The 14,882-nt window shown below is 54.7% G+C and carries 16 protein-coding genes; 7 read left to right on the top strand and 9 right to left on the bottom strand.

Annotated elements, in window-relative coordinates; all coding sequences use genetic code 11:
- The first annotated feature begins 274 nt into the window (after positions 1-274).
- On the top strand, positions 275-661 hold the full coding sequence (gene panM, locus FVB43_RS14960; RefSeq protein WP_167864251.1) for an aspartate 1-decarboxylase autocleavage activator PanM: 387 nt from the start codon (positions 275-277) through the stop codon (positions 659-661).
- A gap of 73 nt (positions 662-734) precedes the next feature.
- Here panM and rpoH read toward each other — a convergent pair whose 3' ends face one another.
- The 4 genes from rpoH to ftsY form a co-directional block, all read right to left on the bottom strand.
- On the bottom strand, positions 735-1,589 hold the full coding sequence (rpoH, locus tag FVB43_RS14955) for an RNA polymerase sigma factor RpoH (protein WP_133846609.1): 855 nt from the start codon (positions 1,587-1,589) through the stop codon (positions 735-737).
- Between the two features lie 295 nt (positions 1,590-1,884).
- Entirely contained in the window at positions 1,885-2,877 is a 993-nt protein-coding gene (ftsX, locus tag FVB43_RS14950) for a permease-like cell division protein FtsX (RefSeq protein WP_133846608.1), read from the bottom strand.
- Positions 2,867-3,535 (bottom strand): cell division ATP-binding protein FtsE, encoded by a 669-nt coding sequence (gene ftsE, locus FVB43_RS14945; protein WP_133846607.1) that lies wholly within the window; start codon positions 3,533-3,535, stop codon positions 2,867-2,869. The genes ftsX and ftsE overlap by 11 nt, the downstream gene beginning before the upstream one ends.
- Before the next feature lie 6 nt (positions 3,536-3,541).
- Positions 3,542-4,960 (bottom strand): signal recognition particle-docking protein FtsY, encoded by a 1,419-nt coding sequence (ftsY, locus tag FVB43_RS14940; RefSeq protein WP_167864250.1) that lies wholly within the window; start codon positions 4,958-4,960, stop codon positions 3,542-3,544.
- A gap of 174 nt (positions 4,961-5,134) precedes the next feature.
- On the opposite strand from ftsY, the gene rsmD reads away from it, so the two are divergent.
- Positions 5,135-5,740, top strand: a complete 606-nt coding sequence (gene rsmD, locus FVB43_RS14935; RefSeq protein ID WP_133844251.1) for a 16S rRNA (guanine(966)-N(2))-methyltransferase — start codon at positions 5,135-5,137, stop codon at positions 5,738-5,740.
- Positions 5,730-5,999, top strand: a complete 270-nt coding sequence (locus FVB43_RS14930; protein WP_133844253.1) for a DUF1145 family protein — start codon at positions 5,730-5,732, stop codon at positions 5,997-5,999. Before rsmD ends, FVB43_RS14930 begins: the two co-directional genes overlap by 11 nt.
- 64 nt (positions 6,000-6,063) lie before the next feature.
- Here the strand turns inward: FVB43_RS14930 and FVB43_RS14925 are convergent, their stop codons facing one another.
- On the bottom strand, positions 6,064-6,423 hold the full coding sequence (locus FVB43_RS14925) for a DUF2500 domain-containing protein (protein ID WP_133844255.1): 360 nt from the start codon (positions 6,421-6,423) through the stop codon (positions 6,064-6,066).
- A 152-nt stretch (positions 6,424-6,575) separates the two neighbouring features.
- On the opposite strand from FVB43_RS14925, the gene FVB43_RS14920 reads away from it, so the two are divergent.
- On the top strand, positions 6,576-7,202 hold the full coding sequence (locus tag FVB43_RS14920) for a lysoplasmalogenase (RefSeq protein WP_133844257.1): 627 nt from the start codon (positions 6,576-6,578) through the stop codon (positions 7,200-7,202).
- Between the two features lie 310 nt (positions 7,203-7,512).
- Positions 7,513-9,780, top strand: coding sequence for a zinc/cadmium/mercury/lead-transporting ATPase (locus tag FVB43_RS14915; RefSeq protein WP_159337807.1), 2,268 nt, complete (start codon positions 7,513-7,515; stop codon positions 9,778-9,780).
- A gap of 239 nt (positions 9,781-10,019) precedes the next feature.
- Here FVB43_RS14915 and tusA read toward each other — a convergent pair whose 3' ends face one another.
- Positions 10,020-10,265, bottom strand: coding sequence for a sulfurtransferase TusA (gene tusA, locus FVB43_RS14910; protein WP_133844261.1), 246 nt, complete (start codon positions 10,263-10,265; stop codon positions 10,020-10,022).
- 206 nt (positions 10,266-10,471) lie between these two features.
- Between tusA and FVB43_RS14905 the strand changes: the two genes are divergently transcribed.
- Entirely contained in the window at positions 10,472-11,137 is a 666-nt protein-coding gene (locus tag FVB43_RS14905) for a 7-cyano-7-deazaguanine/7-aminomethyl-7-deazaguanine transporter (RefSeq protein ID WP_133844263.1), read from the top strand.
- Positions 11,138-11,295: 158 nt separating this feature from the next.
- Positions 11,296-11,856, top strand: a complete 561-nt coding sequence (locus tag FVB43_RS14900; RefSeq protein WP_167864249.1) for a DcrB family lipoprotein — start codon at positions 11,296-11,298, stop codon at positions 11,854-11,856.
- A 58-nt stretch (positions 11,857-11,914) separates the two neighbouring features.
- Here FVB43_RS14900 and iolE read toward each other — a convergent pair whose 3' ends face one another.
- From iolE to iolG, 3 genes are all read right to left on the bottom strand, one after another.
- A complete protein-coding gene (iolE, locus tag FVB43_RS14895) occupies positions 11,915-12,811 on the bottom strand; it encodes a myo-inosose-2 dehydratase (RefSeq protein WP_133844267.1) in 897 nt (298 codons plus the stop codon).
- A gap of 44 nt (positions 12,812-12,855) precedes the next feature.
- A complete protein-coding gene (locus tag FVB43_RS14890; protein ID WP_133844269.1) occupies positions 12,856-13,740 on the bottom strand; it encodes a sugar phosphate isomerase/epimerase family protein in 885 nt (294 codons plus the stop codon).
- A gap of 91 nt (positions 13,741-13,831) precedes the next feature.
- Positions 13,832-14,845, bottom strand: coding sequence for a bifunctional inositol 2-dehydrogenase/D-chiro-inositol 1-dehydrogenase (iolG, locus tag FVB43_RS14885; RefSeq protein WP_167864248.1), 1,014 nt, complete (start codon positions 14,843-14,845; stop codon positions 13,832-13,834).
- Between the last annotated feature and the right edge of the window lie 37 nt (positions 14,846-14,882).

Genomic DNA, 14,882 nt, shown 5'->3' with positions numbered 1-14,882 from the left:
TAAATTTCAGGTTATTAAACAGGAATATTCTGCTGTAAATCAACTGACATATTCAGTAAATAGCGGGAGCCACAGGACAATTCACTAACACGAACGGTGGCATTTTAGCCGAATACCCAGGAGTTTATGCTGGCTGATAAATCATCAACAATGATTTACTCGGCATATAGGACAGAGACTCAACACATCGCCTCGTTTTTTTACGCAAAAACTAACACGTTATAGTATGGTCAACTTCGCTACAATATGCCTTTCTCACGTACGGGTTATTCCGATGAAACTGACTATCATCCGCCTGCAACAGTGCTCAGAGCAGGATCGCAGTGATTTAAAAAAAATCTGGCCACAGGCTGATATCGACGCTCTGGAAGCGCAGTTGGATGATCAATTCCGACTCTATGCTGCGCGCTTTAACGATCGGCTGCTGGCGGCGGTCAGAGTGGAAGTGCGCACAGGTCAGGGGAAGCTGTCGCAGTTGGAGGTGCGGGAGGTAACACGCAGGCGCGGTGTCGGGCTGTATCTGCTGGAAGAGGTAGTGGCACAAAACCCAGAGGTGGCCCACTGGTCGGTCTGCATCGACGGAACGTCGGCACCTGAAGTGATAGCCGCCTTTATGCAGGCGGGCGGATTTAAGCAGCAGAACGGTGAATGGTTGAAATAAAAAAGGGCTGACCTCAAAGAATGTCAGCCCTTATAGCGACCACATGCCGGTCGCTCTGCTGTCATGGTATTGACTATGCTTCAATCGCCAGACGCAGTTTCTTCATGGCGTTCTTTTCAAGCTGACGCACACGCTCTGCGGAAACGCCGTACTGATCGGCCAGCTCCTGCAGGGTGGTTTTGTTGTCATCGTCCAGCCAGCGGGCGCGGATAATATGCTGACTGCGTTCGTCCAGCCCCAGCATCGCATCACTCAGCTTATCCGCCGCGTGATCGTCCCAGTTATCTTCCTCAATACCATTCGCAAAGTCGGAAGACTTATCCTGCAGGTAGAGCATCGGCGCCATTGAACGCCCTTCGCCTTCGTCGTCCGGCGTTGGGTCAAAGGTCATGTCCTGCGCGGCCATGCGCGATTCCATTTCCAGCACGTCTTTGCTGCTGACGCCCAGTTCACGCGCCACCATTTCGACTTCTTCCTGGTTGAACCAGCCCAAACGCTGCTTAGCTTTACGCAGGTTAAAGAACAGCTTACGTTGTGCTTTGGTGGTGGCAACTTTCACAATACGCCAGTTACGCAGAACGTATTCATGAATTTCGGCTTTGATCCAATGCACAGCAAAGGACACCAGGCGCACCCCCACTTCCGGGTTAAAACGGCGCACAGCTTTCATCAGGCCGATGTTACCTTCCTGGATCAAGTCTGCCTGCGGCAGGCCATAACCAGAATAGTTACGAGCAACATGAACGACAAAGCGCAGGTGAGACAGGATCAGCGTTTTAGCTGCTTCCAGATCGCCCTGGTAATGCAGCTGTTCAGCCAACGCTTTTTCCTCTTCTGCCGTCAGCATAGGCCAGGCATTAGCTGCCCGGATGTACGCATCCAGGTTGCCTAAGGGAGCAATAGCTAAAGTTTGCATTTCTTTGGTCATTCAAATCCTCTCTGTGTTAAGCGTGGTGACAGCGCCAGTCCCTGACGCGCTGACTACACTACGCGAATTGCCGACAAAAATCGAAAGCAATCTGTGCGAAGCTTTGGGTCTAAATCTGCCTACTATGATGCTAAAACCACCCAAAAGTTCAATCAGATTAGTGGAGGTTTTACACATAATATGCGGCGCATGAAAGGAGCAGAATCGCAGGGGGAAGTGACAAGTTGATGAACTTCCTCTGCGGTAAACTCTCACGCAGCAGAGGAAGATTATATCAAAAAAACGTGTAAAGGGGTTACTGAGGCGTAAATCGGCGTAAATGTTGTACCGTTGCCAGCCACGCGGCCACCCAGCCAATCATTGCGGCAATCAGCAGCAGCAGCAGGCTTTCATCCCACGCCAGACCGTGCAACCCGAAGGTGGTGCCAAACACAGAAGCCACCTGGGCCACCACCGACTCAAGCCGCAGCACCAGCACTTCAGACAGCACTAGTGACAACAGTGCACCACAGAAGCCCAACAGTGCGCCGCCGTATAGGAAAGGTCGCAGAATAAAACCATCGGTGGCACCGATCAGCTTTTGCACATTAATGGTGTCACGCCGGGCAAAAATACTGAGACGTACGCTGTTACCAATCACCAGGAACACAGCCACAATCATCAGAATACCAATCATTGATGCAACCTGTCCCACCAGCCCGGTCAGCGCCGCCAGGCGGGCAAACCAGCTGTCATCCATCTTCACTTCATCAATACCCTGCACTTTTGACACGCGGTCACGCAGGCTATCCATGGTGGATGAGTTCTGGAAATTCAGCTTCGGCGTAATGATCGCAACCGCTGGCAGCGGGTTCTGCTCCAGCATGTCCATCGCACCGCCAAAACCAGACCAGTTACGGAATTCGCCCAGCGCCTCTTCGCGTGACAGGTAGTTAACCTTGTCGACGCCCTCTTCTTTTTTCAACTGCGCCACGACATTTTCAGCGGCGTCGTTATCCAGTGTTTTGCTCAGATAAACGGTCAGTTGCGGGGCGGGATACCACTGATCTGCCGCCTGACTCACATTTTTCCAGACCATATAGCAGACACTGGGCAGCGTCAGAGAAATGGCGATGACCATTACTGTCAGCAACGTGGCCAGCGGCTGGCGCCACATGTCAGAGAGTGAGCCATGCATTGCATAACGCCACTGCTCTTGCCATCCGCCTTTCAGCGCTTTGCTTTTAGATGGCACCTTCTGCTTCACCGCTTTGGCTGCTGCCGGGCGGGGATTGCGCTTATTCGCCACGATGACCTCCGTGCAAACGTCCCTGGTTTAGCGTCATCAGTCGATACTGACGGCTGCCAATCAGTCCCATATCATGCGTCGCCATCAGAACGGTGACGCCCACACGGTTGAACTCTTCAAACAGACGCAGAATATCTTCTGATAATGCCTCATCAAGATTACCGGTTGGTTCATCCGCCAGCAGAACGGCGGGCTTGTTGACGACCGCACGGGCGATGCCCACACGCTGTTGTTCACCGCCAGACAGCTGAATCGGGAAGCTTTTTGCTTTATCGAGCAGGCCAACTTTATCCAGTGCGGCTGAAACGCGACGGCGAATATCTTCACCGCTGGCCCCGCTGATAATCAGCGGGATCGCCACGTTGTCATACACCGAGCGATCCATCAGCAGATGGTGATCCTGGAAGATCATACCGATCTGACGGCGCAGAAACGGGACTTCACGGCTTTTCAGACGGCTGATGTCGTGGCCGCCAAACCAGATATGCCCGGCACTCGGGCGCTCAATGCCACAGATCAGCTTCAGCAAGGTACTTTTCCCCGCCCCGGAATGTCCGGTCAGAAACGCCATTTCGCCAGGACGCAGATGAAAATCTACCCCCTGCAGCGCTTGCCGACCGCCGAGATAAGCCTTACTGACTTCTTCAAAGCGAATCATCCTAATTTAATCCTCTCGGGCAAAAAGTGCCTCTATAAAATCGTCAGCCTTAAACGATCGTAAATCTTCAATACCTTCGCCAACGCCGATGTAGCGAATCGGAATGTTGAACTGATCTGCCACCGAGAAGATCACCCCACCTTTCGCTGTACCGTCAAGCTTGGTCAGGGTAATCCCGGTCAGGCCGACGGCCTCGTGGAACAGTTTAGTCTGGCTGATGGCATTCTGGCCGGTGCTGGCATCGATTGTCAGCATTACCTCATGCGGCGCCTGCTCGTCGAGCTTCTTCATCACGCGGGTGATTTTTTTCAGCTCTTCCATCAGGTGCGATTTATTCTGTAAACGCCCGGCCGTATCGGCGATCAATACGTCAACGTGGCGCGCCTTCGCAGCCTGGATGGCATCGAAGATCACTGAGGCGGAATCTGCGCCGGTATGCTGCGCCACGACGGGAATATTGTTTCGTTCGCCCCACACCTGCAACTGCTCAACGGCAGCGGCACGGAAAGTATCGCCTGCGGCCAGCATCACGGATTTACCTTCAGCCTGGAACTGACGCGCCAGCTTGCCGATAGTGGTGGTTTTACCCACACCATTGACGCCGACCATCAGGATAACAAACGGCGTTTTCCCCGTAACATCCAGCGGCGCTTCAACCTTAGCAAGAATCTCAGCCATTTCGCTTTTCAGCAGGCCGTACAACGCTTCGGCATCACGTAACTGCTTACGGCTCGCCTGCGCCGTCAGGCTGGCAATAATGCGACGTGTGGTATCCACGCCAACGTCTGCAATCAGCAGCTGCTCTTCCAGCTCTTCAAACAAATCGTCATCAATTTTTTTGCCGCGGAACAGGCCGATGAAACCAGAACCCAGATTTTCACGGGTTTTGACCAGGCTGCGCTTCAGACGGGCAAAGAAACCTTCTTTGGTCGGGCGAACCTGCTCCACCACTGGGTGAAGTTCTTCTTCCACAACCTCAGCGGCCAGGGCAGCCGCTTCGGCTTCGGCACGGGCTGCCGCTTCGGCTTCGGCACGGGCTGCCGCTTCGGCTTCGGCTTCGGCTTCGGCACGGGCAACCGCTTCGGCTTCAGCACGGGCAGCCGCTTCAGCTTCAGCACGGGCAGCTACTTCGGCTTCAGCACGGGCAGCCGCTTCGGCTTCGGCACGTGCTGCCGCTTCGGCTTCGGCACGGGCTGCCGCTTCGGCTTCGGCACGGGCAGCCGCTTCGGCTTCAGCACGGGCAGCCGCTTCGGTTTCGGCGTTGTGAGCGTTTTCAGGGGCAGAGTCAGCGGCAGGGGGCACTTCCGCTGGCGTATCGGCAGAGGGCTGCGGTGATAACGTTTCTTTTACTTCATCCTGTGGCGTCTGTTCTTCGCGCCCCAGACCAAGCCAGGAAAAAAAGCCACGTTTTTTATTCTTTGCCATGGTGCAACCACACTCCTCGCGGGAAAAACGATCCGGTTCCGGTACGAAAATTAATCTGTTAATTAATCTCTTAGTCTAACACTTTCTGCCAAGCGCATCACAGCACCCTTTTTACGTTTCCTCCGCCCGGTTAGCCCGTTAAACTATGCAACAAATTATTAAGAGTTCAGCAAGATGAATAAGAAACCCCGCAGCGGCGCAGCAGGACAAATACGTATTATTGGTGGGCAGTGGCGCGGTCGTAAGCTGCCGGTTCCCGACAGCGCGGGCCTGCGCCCGACCACTGACCGGGTACGCGAAACCCTGTTCAACTGGCTGGCCGCTGATATTCAGCAGGCAAAATGCCTCGACTGCTATGCGGGGAGCGGTGCACTCGGTCTGGAAGCACTGTCACGCCATGCTGCCAGCGCCACATTGCTGGAGCTGGAGCGCCCGGTGGCACAGCAGCTGGAAAAAAACCTCGCGACCCTTGGAGCGAAGAGCGGACGCGTGGTCAATACCAACACCCTGCAATTTCTGGCGCAAAAAGGGGATGAACATCAGCTGGTCTTTATCGATCCACCGTTTCGTCAGGGACTGCTGGAGAAAACCACCCAGTTACTGGAGAGCAACGGCTGGCTGAGCGATGGCGCGCTGGTGTATGTTGAAAGTGAAGTGGAGCACGGCATCCCGCCCGTCCCGGTAAACTGGCAGCTTCACCGCGAGAAAATTGCCGGACAGGTAGCCTACCGCCTGTATATTCGTCACCGTGTTGACAAGGAGATTTCCAATGCTGATTAATGCAGGCCGCGTGCTGATGCTGTTCGTCTGGGCCTTTTTACTGCTTAACGTGGTACACCCGTTCCCGAAACCGCTCACGTACTTTGTTAACGTCGCGCTGTTTTTCATGGTGATTATGCATGGTCTGCAACTGGTGCTGATGCGCACCACTCAACCGAAAGGCGCAGAAAAACTGAGCGGCCTGATGCAGATTAAAGTGTTTTTCTTCGGGGTATTTGAACTGCTGGCCTGGCAAAAGAAGAATTTTCCTAAGCAGTAACCCACCGCGTTCCCTCATCAAGTTCGGAGTCTGTGTGCCGGAAAGATAATTTTCCGGCATCGCATCAGGGTGCTGTCTCAGGCACAAAACTGATAAAGCGTGAACCTTTGACCTTCAGCTCACCTTTACTGCCCTTATCGATCTGATGATAGTCCCCGGCAGTTAACTCCAGCTTAAAATCACCTGCCCCGTTTAACGGGTGGAACCAGGCTTCATAACGCATATCCTCTACCGGAATATGTTCGCGCTGGCGTGAACGGCGGTTCGGTGCCGGGTATTCTCGCTTGGATTTCACTTCCACCACCAGAGACCGTACCGGCGAAGCATCATTAACCGCCACTTCACGCCGCTGCTTAATAAATTGACGGGTTGCTAAGATGGCGATCACGGCCAGTACGATAAAAAAGATCAGAGGGGGCTTCATGTTTTCTTCATCCTCCTGAAGGTAAAAAGGTGAGTATGTGCATCGCGTGCGCAACAGGATACAACCGGAGACCTCTCATTGTCACATCACCCCCCCTTCACCTAGACTGAGTGAAGTTGCATCACTTTCATCTATAACAACAGGGACAATTTATGATTTGGTCATTCCTTGCGGTTCTTTTTTCCGGCTGGCTGTATGTTGATGCCTCCTATCGTGGCCCACAGTGGCAACGCTGGGTATTTAAACCCGTCACCATGTTGCTGCTGCTGGCCTGGGCGTGGCAGGCTCCGGTGCTGGCAACCACTGATTACCTGATTCTGCTGGGCGTACTGGCAACACTGGTGGGTGATGCGCTCACGTTACTGCCCACCAAACGTATGCTGTATGCCATCGGTGCTTTCTTCCTGTCGCACCTGCTTTATACCCTCTACTTCGCCAGCCAGATGACGCTCAGTGTGTTTTGGCCCATCCCGTTAGTGCTGTTGATCGTCGGTGGCGTGGTAATCGCCACGATCTGGAGCCGTCTGGAAGAACTGCGCTGGCCGATCTGCACCTTTTTCGGTATGGCACTGCTGATGGTCTGGCTGGCGACGGAACGTTATTTTGTTCTGCCGTCCGAAGATGCCTTTACCCTGATGGCCGGAGCAATATTGCTGCTGCTGGGTAACATCGTCTGGTTAGTCAGCCATTATCGCCGCCGCTTTAGCGCTGACAGTGCGATTATCGCCGCCTGCTATTTCGGCGGTCACTTTATGATTGTGCGCGCCCTGTGGTTGTAATTTGTACCATACCCTAAATAATTCGAGTTTCAGGACTAAAAGGCTTTAGCCTTTTTGAACCGCGCAACGCGCTGCCCCCCTGGGGCGAGGCCAGGCCGAGTAACGCGGCAAGCCCGCAGGGTGAGCCTCACGGATGAGGCTCATAGTCTCCAGCAGCATAGATAACTATGTGACTGGAGTGAGCGGGTGCAGCCAACGCACCTGAGGCTCGAAGTATGACGGGTATAGCGCTTGACTCTGGAGTCCACTCCAGAGTGTAAGATGGGTATCGACGGGCATTGGTGCCCGCCGATACCTGTCAGGAGGCGTTATGCACCAGCACTCTTCATGTGGTTGTGGTCACCACCACGCCAGTCAACAGCACGGATGCAGCACCCGCCCGCGCCCCGTTATTCAAAAAATCACCGCTGTCAGCGCAGCCAGCGTTGATGCCCCCTGTTGTGAAGATGCAGCCTGCAGTTCGGGGAACGACCCCGATGATGAGGGCGACAGGCCCACTGGCGCTTTAAGCTTTAGCTGGCTGGTGACAGGGATGGACTGCCCGGCCTGCGCACGCAAGGTAGAAACCGCAGTAAAACAACTTCCTCAGGTAGCCATGGCGCGCGTGGTATTTTCCAGCGAAAAACTGCGGGTCGATGCCAGCAGCGATATCCGTGATGACGTTGAACGGGCAGTGGCTCGCGCCGGTTTTCAATTACAGCGCAGCGATGCTCCCACCGCACCTAAAGTTGAACAGAGTTTCTGGCAGGAGAATGTGAACCTGATTCTGCTGGCTGTACTGATGGCGATAAGTGCACTGCTGAGTAGCCTGAATCATCCGGCAGGCACGCTGGCCTTTACCCTGACCACACTGGTTGGCGTCTGGCCGATTGGCCGCAGCGCCCTGCGTCTGATGCGCAGCGGGTCGCCATTCAGCATTGAAACCCTGATGACCGTTGCGGCTCTCGGCGCACTGTTTATCGGCGCTACCGCAGAAGCGGCGATGGTACTGCTGTTGTTTATGCTGGGAGAGCGGCTGGAGTCCTTTGCCGCCGGGCGTGCACGCAAAGGTGTGACTGCGCTGATGGCACTCAAGCCGGATACAGCGCTACGCCTGCGTTCAGGTCTGCGTGAAAACGTGGCGGTGAACGCGTTACGCCCCGGAGATGTCATTGAGGTGGCCGCCGGTGCGCGGCTGCCCACCGATGCGAAACTGCTCAGTGCTTTTGCCAGCTTTGATGAAAGTGCCCTCACCGGGGAGTCAGTGCCGGTTGAACGCCAGAAAAATGAAACCATCGCCGCTGGTTGCCTGAGCGTGGATCGACTGGTGCAGCTGGAAGTAGTGTCCGAACCCGGTAAAAGTGCCATTGACCGCATTCTGCATCTGATTGAAGAAGCCGAAGAGCGGCGCGCGCCTATTGAACGTTTCCTCGACCGCTTCAGCCGTATCTACACCCCGGCCATTATTGCACTGTCGCTGGCAGTAGTACTGGTACCGCCGCTGTTTATGGGGGCTGAATGGCAACCGTGGATCTATAAAGGATTAACACTGCTGCTGATCGGTTGCCCGTGCGCGCTGGTGATTTCCACCCCGGCGGCGATTACCTCCGGGTTGGCTGCTGCGGCACGCCGGGGGGCATTAATTAAAGGCGGTGCGGCGCTGGAAAACCTGGGCAGCGTACGTACCATCGCCTTTGATAAAACCGGCACCCTGACCGAAGGCAAACCGCAGGTCACCGCTATTCTGCCGCTGGCCGCACTGGATGAGGATCAGTTACTGGCAACGGCTGCCGCCATTGAACAGGGTTCCTCCCACCCGCTGGCGCTGGCGATTGTGGCGGCGGCAACAGACCGACAGCTGACCATCCCTGGAGCCGAATCACAACGCGCCCTGGCGGGCAGCGGCGTGGAAGCCGTTGTGAGTGATCGCTTACTTTCCATCTGCGCACCATCAAAACTGCCTGAAGCGTTGCTGGCACCGCAGCGTGAGAACGTGGAAACCCTGGAAAACGCGGGCAATACCGTGGTGCTGATGCATGATGGCCAGCAGCTGCTGGGAATCATCGCGCTGCGCGATACGCTGCGTGCCGATGCCAAAGCTGCACTGGACGAGCTGAAGTCATTGGGCATCCAGGCCGTGATGCTGACGGGCGATAATCCGCGCGCGGCGGCGGCCATCGCCGCTGAGCTGAATATTGACTACCGCGCAGGCCTGTTACCGGAAGATAAAGTCGCGGCGGTCAGCCAGCTTAATCAGCAGCAGCCGGTAGCAATGGTCGGTGACGGCATTAATGATGCTCCGGCGATGAAGGCCGCTACCATCGGTATTGCAATGGGCAGCGGCAGTGATGTCGCACTGGAAACCGCCGATGCCGCACTGACCCATAACCGGCTTAATGGCCTGGCCGCGATGATCCGCCTGTCGCGCGCAACCCATACCAATATCCGCCAGAATGTGGCGTTGGCGCTGGGGCTGAAAGGGCTGTTCCTGGTGACGACGTTACTGGGGATAACGGGACTGTGGCTCGCGGTATTGGCAGACTCGGGGGCGACAGCGTTAGTGACCGCTAACGCACTGCGGTTGTTACGAAAGAAATAGCGGGGTAAACGTTGGGCGAGGCATGCCTCGCCCCTACGGAGTAATGCAACGTTCCGGGGGTATACCAGAGGCCAGGCATCCATCGCCACGACAGGATAGCGCAACGTACCGGATTGTCCCGGGTGTCGGGCATGCATCGCCCACTGGGATAGTGCCGGGTTGTCCCAGGGGTCGGGCATGCATCGCCCACTGGGATAGTGCCGGGTTGTCGTAGGGGTCGGGCATGCCCGACCCACACCTTACAATCCTTTCTTCAGCAAAAACTGATACGGCAGAACATCGGTGTTCTGAGCCACCAGCGTATGCTCCATAAAACGGCAGAAGCCAGGGATATCACGCGTGGTGGCCGGGTCATCAGCGATAATCAACAGGGTTTCACCGTCTTGCATATGGCGCACAGTCTTGCGCACCATCATCACCGGTTCCGGGCAGCGCAGGCCCAGCGCATCTAGGGTCTGATCGGGATTGGCGAAAAGGTCGCTCATGATATTCTCAGTCATTATGTTACGGACGGCGTCTATTTTAGCGCCAGTCGGTGCGTGTGCAAGGATTGCCTGCAACGATAACGTTTGCGTTAAAATTAACCATTGCATTAGCAGGTCAAAGCGGTAATATGCCGCGAATTCGCCTGAGCGAAACACAGACAAATTTTCATGGGTTCCCTCACCCCAATCTAAAAAGGCTGACAACAATGATCGCTTTTTCTACGCGCCAGCGCACCCACGCGCTGGTCTGGCTGTCCCTTTTCCATTTGCTGGTGATCACCTCCAGTAACTATCTGGTGCAGCTGCCGGTGGCAATTTTTGGTTTGCACACCACCTGGGGCGCGTTCAGCTTCCCATTTATCTTCCTGGCGACTGACCTGACGGTACGGATTTTCGGTGCCCCACTGGCACGACGCATTATCCTTGCCGTGATGATCCCGGCGCTGTTTATCTCCTACACCATCTCAGCACTGTTTTATCAGGGTGAATGGCAGGGCTTCGCAGCGCTGGAAGAGATGAATCTGTTTGTTGCCCGCATCGCCTGCGCCAGCTTTATGGCCTATGCGCTCGGCCAGATCCTCGATATCCACGTGTTCAATCGCCTGCGCCAGAAAGCCGCCTGGTGGATGGCACCGGCGGCGGCGATGTTCCTCGGCAATATCAGCGATACCCTCGCTTTCTTCTTTATTGCCTTCTATAAAAGTCCTGACCTGTTTATGGCCACCCACTGGGTGGAGATCGCCCTGGTGGATTACAGCTTCAAAGTGCTTATCTGTATGGTGTTCTTCCTGCCAGCTTACGGCGTGCTGCTGAATGCCGCGCTGAAACGATTAGCAGAGAAATCCAATAGCACCCGCGTCAACTTCGGTTAATCTGAGGTTTGAACTCAGGCCGTTATATACCCCAAGTCATTCGAGCCGCAGCCAACACCGCTGCAGCGTGAAGTACGACGGGTATAAGTTGCTTTTGAAGGCTGAATACGATTGTATAAGCACCTGATCTCTACGCGACCAATGTGAAAGGAACCCTGATGCGTAACTTACTGAAATATGCCGGAATCGCGCTGCTGGTAGCTGGACTGGCTGCCTGTGATGGCAAAAAAGATGAGAAAGCTGCCGCCGATGATAATGGCGTCAGCAGCAGTCAGTCCAATCAGAATGTCACTCTGATGGATGGCAAACTGAGCTTCATCCTGCCGGCAGGCATGTCTGACAAGAGCGGCAAGCTCGGCACTCAGGCGAACAATATGCACGTCTATGCGGATGAGTCAGGCCAGAAAGCGATCATCGTGATTGATGGTGAGAGCACGAACGAAGGTCTGGATGTGCTGGCAGGTCGTCTTGAAGCGCAGCAGCGTAATCGTGATGCACAGCTTCAGGTCGTGACCAACAAAGCCATTACCGTGAAAGGCCAGCCGTTACAGCAACTGGACACCGTGATCTCTGCCAATAACCAGTCTTCATGGTCTTCTGTGGTTCTGGGTAAAGTCGATGGCAAGCTGCTGACACTGCAGATCACGCTGCCTGCGGAAAACCAGCAGCAGGCACAAACCGAAGCGGAAAGCATTATCAGCACCATTCAGCTGAAATAATCTGATGGCATAAAAAAAGCCCCCCGCAACTCTGGTGCGGGGGGCTTTTTATTGGCCGTTACAGCCCGGCGTGTTCGCGAATATACTTACGCGCTTTAACTGCATACTCGAACGGATTAGCCAGCGCAGGGTCCTGCTCCGCTTCCACCACCATCCAGCCTTTGTAGCCGAAATCATCGAGAATTTTAAACACCGGATCGAAATCAATCACGCCATCACCCGGAACGGTGAAGGTGCCTTTCTTCACGCCATCAAGGAATGACAACTTCTGACTCTTCACCTGCGCCACAATCTCATCACGCACGTCTTTTAAGTGCACGTGGTTAATGCGCGGAAGGTATTTCGTCAGGATGGCCAGCATGGCTTCCTGGGATCCTTCAGAGTAGTAAGCGTGGCCGGTATCGAACAGCAGATAAACATCATCGTTGGTCTCGGCCATAAAGCGATCCACCTCGGCAGTGGTCTGAATACCGGTGCCCATATGGTGATGCAGGCCCACTGTCATGCCCTTCTCAGCAGCCAGTTTCGCCAGCTCGTTATAGCCTTCCACCGTCAGACGCCACTGCTCATCGGTAAAGTGAGGTTTCTCTTCCAGCACGGCTTTGGTGGTGCCCTGGATACTCAGGCTCTGCTCTGAACAGCCAATCACTTTTGCCCCCATCGCATGCAGGAAATCACGATGGTTGATGAATTCATCAATGGTTTTCGCTTTATCGCCGTTAGCAAAGAAGGTGCTGAACCAGGCATTGACGATCTCGATACCACGGATGTCCAGCATCGGCTTCAGCACCGCCGGATCTCGCGGGTACTTACTGCCCACTTCACTGCCTGTAAAACCTGCCAGCGCCATTTCACTGACGATCTGCTGGAAAGTATTCTCGCTACCCAGCTCAGGCATGTCATCGTTAGTCCAGCCGATCGGTGCAATAGCCAGTTTGACGTTATCTTTGTTCATGGTGTTACCTCAAAGGTTCACCGGGCGGCCACTGCCGCCCTGCTTTATTTTCTCAGCAGCTCACGCTCGATCAGTTCGCGTGTTTCCACTGCCTGACGATTCATTTTTTCCGGGTAACCGAACAGTGAAGAGGCAATAATTGACTCACCACCGACTTTGAACGTGCGGTTAGCAAAGTCCATATCGCGCAGCGTCTGGAACAGCGTCTGGAAATCGACTTCCCCTTCGCCCACACCCACGTGCTGGTGAATCGTGGCATCAACGCCAGGCGGGTTCACAATATAGCGGCAGTGTTTGGTGTGATTCATGGTGTCCGCGATCAGCACGTGCGACAGGTCGACACCGGAATATTCCAGCATGCTTTTCACATCCCCTTTCCCTTTGTCGTAGAAGAAGGTGTGCGGCACGCTGTAGAGATATTTGACGTTCTCACTGCGGAACGATTTCACCATGTCAGCGGTTTCGTTGCTCTCTTCACAGAAATCCCATGGATGAGACTGGATTTCGATGCGGATGCCTTCACGTTCGACGATAGGCAGCAGCTCTTCCATTGAGCGATAGAACATCTCTTCACAGATTTCAGGTTCGTTCGGGTTACCAGAAAGTTCGGTATTAATCACCTGCACACCGGTTTCAACCGCGATCTCTATCATGCGTTTCCAGTTTCTGACGGCGGCCTGACGGCGCGCTTCGTCCGGACCGGACCAGCGGTACACAACGATATAAGAGGAGATTTCCAGCCCGGTCTCACGCAGCGCGTTTTTGTACTCGGTGATGATTTCGCGGCTGGCTTTTGGATGTTTGTAGAACGGGTTGATCTGCGGATGCGGGGACTGCTCAATATATTTGTAGCCCCAGTCAGCCACCTGGTGAACCATTTTTGTGATGCCCAAATCTCGAATGACATCTACATCAAAGGCAATTTTCATCAGACTCTCCGTGATAAATCAGTACGCTGTTTTACGGTGATCCCCCGTCATATCGACGGGGGTTAAGCGCGTCCGGCCTGTAACCTGACGATCAGTTATTGTAGAAAGCCGGGCGCTGCGGCAGTTCCACCGGCTCAATCGCACCGCTTTCCTGCGCTTTCAGGCAGGCATCGGCAGCGACAGAAGCAGCATAGCCGTCCCAGGCGGATGGCCCGGTCAGCTTGCCTGCGGTGGCGTCGTTAATAAATGCTTGTAATTCAACATCGTAGGCATCAATGAAACGGTCTTTCCAGTCGGTCAGGATAGACGTAGACAGTTTGGCGTCTTTACGCATTTGTACGGCGGACGGCTCTGGCAGTTTGGCGATACCTTCTTCACCCACCACTTCACACTGAATGTCATAACCGTAAGCACAGTTCACGAAGATCTCCACGTCGATGCGAATGCCCTTACGGGTTTCAAACAGCACCACCTGAGGATCACGCAGTTTAGCGTGGGTTTTCGACGTGGAACGTGGGAACACCACCTGTACCGATTTGTAATCATCTTCGGTCAGCCAGCGCAGCACATCCAGCTCGTGGATCAGCGTATTGGTGATCGCCATATCGGTGGTATAGCTTTCCGGCACGGTGGGGTTACGGTGCGCGCAGTGCAGCATCAGCGGCTCACCGATTTCACCTTTGGTGATCACCTCTTTCAGCGCACGATAGCCGCTGTCGTAGGGGCGCATAAAGCCAACCTGCACCAGACGTTTACCAAATTTGATTTCGGCATCAACGATACGACGGCAACCTTCCGCGCTCATCGCCAGTGGCTTTTCACAGAATACCGGCTTACCGGCTTCAATCGCCGCCAGAGTGAACTCTTCGTGAGTCGGGTCCCAGGAGGTTACCAGCAGCGCATCAACGTTCGGTGATTTCACCACGTCATGGCCGTTGGCAAACACTTCCGCTTCAATACCAATGCGTGCCAGGGCCGCTTTGGCACCCTCGACGTTGATATCTGAAACCGCCACCACCTGCGCACCCTGCAGCACTTTACTGCAACGACGGATATGTTCCTGGCCGATAGCGCCCGTTCCGATAACACCTAATTTTAAAGTCATGACAGGTCCTTACATGTAGGGGGATAAGAGCGGGCGA

This window comes from Erwinia rhapontici (genome assembly GCF_012271765.1).
Taxonomy (GTDB): Bacteria; Pseudomonadota; Gammaproteobacteria; order Enterobacterales; family Enterobacteriaceae; genus Erwinia; species Erwinia rhapontici.
This window is presented reverse-complemented; position numbering and strand designations above follow the sequence as displayed.

What these genes read in the sequence shown, in the direction of transcription:
- tusA (WP_133844261.1), bottom strand. Translation starts at nt 10,265, where the DNA reads ATGAGCGACCTTTTCGCCAATCCCGATCAGACCCTAGATGCGCTGGGC.
- FVB43_RS14890 (WP_133844269.1), bottom strand. Translation starts at nt 13,740, where the DNA reads ATGAAAATTGCCTTTGATGTAGATGTCATTCGAGATTTGGGCATCACA.
- ftsE (WP_133846607.1), bottom strand. Translation starts at nt 3,535, where the DNA reads ATGATTCGCTTTGAAGAAGTCAGTAAGGCTTATCTCGGCGGTCGGCAA.
- iolE (WP_133844267.1), bottom strand. Translation starts at nt 12,811, where the DNA reads ATGAACAAAGATAACGTCAAACTGGCTATTGCACCGATCGGCTGGACT.
- rsmD (WP_133844251.1), top strand. Translation starts at nt 5,135, where the DNA reads ATGAATAAGAAACCCCGCAGCGGCGCAGCAGGACAAATACGTATTATT.
- rpoH (WP_133846609.1), bottom strand. Translation starts at nt 1,589, where the DNA reads ATGACCAAAGAAATGCAAACTTTAGCTATTGCTCCCTTAGGCAACCTG.
- FVB43_RS14920 (WP_133844257.1), top strand. Translation starts at nt 6,576, where the DNA reads ATGATTTGGTCATTCCTTGCGGTTCTTTTTTCCGGCTGGCTGTATGTT.
- FVB43_RS14930 (WP_133844253.1), top strand. Translation starts at nt 5,730, where the DNA reads ATGCTGATTAATGCAGGCCGCGTGCTGATGCTGTTCGTCTGGGCCTTT.
- FVB43_RS14905 (WP_133844263.1), top strand. Translation starts at nt 10,472, where the DNA reads ATGATCGCTTTTTCTACGCGCCAGCGCACCCACGCGCTGGTCTGGCTG.
- FVB43_RS14925 (WP_133844255.1), bottom strand. Translation starts at nt 6,423, where the DNA reads ATGAAGCCCCCTCTGATCTTTTTTATCGTACTGGCCGTGATCGCCATC.
- iolG (WP_167864248.1), bottom strand. Translation starts at nt 14,845, where the DNA reads ATGACTTTAAAATTAGGTGTTATCGGAACGGGCGCTATCGGCCAGGAA.
- panM (WP_167864251.1), top strand. Translation starts at nt 275, where the DNA reads ATGAAACTGACTATCATCCGCCTGCAACAGTGCTCAGAGCAGGATCGC.
- FVB43_RS14900 (WP_167864249.1), top strand. Translation starts at nt 11,296, where the DNA reads ATGCGTAACTTACTGAAATATGCCGGAATCGCGCTGCTGGTAGCTGGA.
- FVB43_RS14915 (WP_159337807.1), top strand. Translation starts at nt 7,513, where the DNA reads ATGCACCAGCACTCTTCATGTGGTTGTGGTCACCACCACGCCAGTCAA.
- ftsY (WP_167864250.1), bottom strand. Translation starts at nt 4,960, where the DNA reads ATGGCAAAGAATAAAAAACGTGGCTTTTTTTCCTGGCTTGGTCTGGGG.